Source organism: Cellulomonas sp. B6 (genome assembly GCF_001462455.1).
Taxonomy (GTDB): domain Bacteria; phylum Actinomycetota; class Actinomycetes; order Actinomycetales; family Cellulomonadaceae; genus Cellulomonas.
On record NZ_LNTD01000265.1, the window covers coordinates 1 to 1,828 of the forward strand.

Consider the following 1,828-nt stretch of genomic DNA (forward strand, 5'->3'; position numbering starts at 1 on the left):
GGGAGCGTGAGGTCCACGTCGGCCAGCAGGTGGCGCAGCAGCGGCAGGCTCACGCCGACGACGTTGTGGTGGTCGCCCTCGACGCGCTCGACGAACGGGCCGCCCAGCCCGTCGATCGTGAACGCGCCCGCGACCGCGAGCGGCTCGTGCGTCGCGACGTAGGCCGCGACCTCGTCGTCGGACAGGTCGGCGAAGTGCACCACCGTCGACGCGGTGGCTCCGAGCGTCGCGCGCGTGCCGCCGTTCTCCGCGTCGCGCTCGTCGACGAGCCAGTGGCCCGTGTGCAGCACGCCCGAGCGGCCGCGCATCGCGTGCCAGCGTGCGACCGCGTCGTCGGCGTCGCGCGGCTTGCCCAGGACCTCGCCGTCGAGCTCGAGCATCGAGTCGCAGCCCAGCACGACGACGTCCTCCTCGTCGTCCCAGCCCGGGACCTCGAGGTCGTCGAGCCGGCGAGCGACGTCCTCGGCCTTGGCCTGCGCGAGCACGAGCACCGCGTCGGCCGGGTCGAGGTCGCCGAAGCGCTCGCGGGCCGCGGCGAGCACCGCGTCCTCGTCGACGGCCGAGACGGCGACGAGCGGGTCGAGGCCGGCGGACGCGAGGGTCGTGCGGCGGGCGGGGGAGGCGGAGGCGAGCAGCAGCCGGGTCACGTGCCGACCCTAGCCGCCGCCCGTCCGCCGGCCCGCGCGGGTGGGCCCACGTCGCGCGCGGGCGTCCGGCGCGTGCGCAGGTCGTCACCAGGGGTCGGGACGTCCGACCCCTGCCGGACGCACAGGTGGGCAGGGCAGAATGACGCACCGGACCGCAGGGGCGAGGAGACCACGGTGAACGACACGACCCAGGGCGTGCGCGGCGACGACGCCGACGCGCAGGTGCACGAGCACGACGACGCGCTCGACGAGCTCGACGACCACCTGCTCGACGACGACCCCGACGTGCTGCGTCCGGTGGACCAGCCGTGGCGGCGCCGCACCGCGATCGAGATGGTCGTGTCGGGGCTCATCGGGCTGGTCGCGTCGTTCGTGCTGTCGATCGAGGCGATCACGCTCGCGGTGGCGAAGGCCACGAAGGAGTCGGCGTCGCTGAGCTGCGACTTCAACTCGTTCATCAGCTGCAGCACGGTCGGGTCCTCCTGGCAGGCCGAGCTGCTGGGCTTCCCGAACGCGTTCCTCGGCATCGCTGCGGAGGCGGTCGTCATCACGATCGCCGTCGCGATCATCGGCGGGGTCCGCTTCCCGCGGTGGTTCATGCTCTGCGCCGAGGCGATCTACACGATCGGTCTCGTCTTCGCGTGGTGGCTGTTCCAGCAGTCGTTCTTCGTCATCAAGGCGCTGTGCCCGTGGTGCCTGCTGATCACGGTGACCACGACGCTCGTGTGGGCCGGGCTGACGCGGATCAACGTGCGCGAGGGGCACCTGAACCTGCCGGGTCGTGCGGGTCCGTGGGGTCGCCGCTTCGTCGCCTCGGGCAACGACTGGTTCATCACGGCGGCCGTGCTCGTGCTGTTCGGCGCAGTGGTCTTCGCGAAGTACGGGTGGACGCTGCTCTGACGGGTGCCGCTCTGACGGGTGCCGACGGCCCGGTCGCGTCCTGGACGTGGCCGGGCCGCCGTGCGTCGTCGCACGGGTTGACGCCCTGAGCGACCCTCCGTAGTCTCCGGTTTCAGCAAGATTGCAGGCGCATCGCAACTCGTTGCAGCCTGTGCGCCCCGGGTCCGCCCGGGTCACCGTGCGTCGTCGCACGGGTTGACGCCCTGAGCGACCCTCCGTAGTCTCCGGTTTCAGCAAGATTGCAGGCGCATCGCAACTCGTTGCAGCCTGTGCGCCCCGGG

The 1,828-nt window shown here is 72.3% G+C and carries 2 protein-coding genes; one reads left to right on the forward strand and one right to left on the reverse strand.

What is annotated here, in order from left to right:
• Positions 1-647: nucleoside triphosphate pyrophosphatase (locus tag ATM99_RS17570; protein WP_062104093.1), on the reverse strand; the 647-nt coding region annotated here is incomplete at its 3' end.
• Between the two features lie 174 nt (positions 648-821).
• On the opposite strand from ATM99_RS17570, the gene ATM99_RS17575 reads away from it, so the two are divergent.
• Entirely contained in the window at positions 822-1,547 is a 726-nt protein-coding gene (locus ATM99_RS17575; protein ID WP_223305259.1) for a vitamin K epoxide reductase family protein, read from the forward strand.
• Positions 1,548-1,828: the final 281 nt, after the last annotated feature.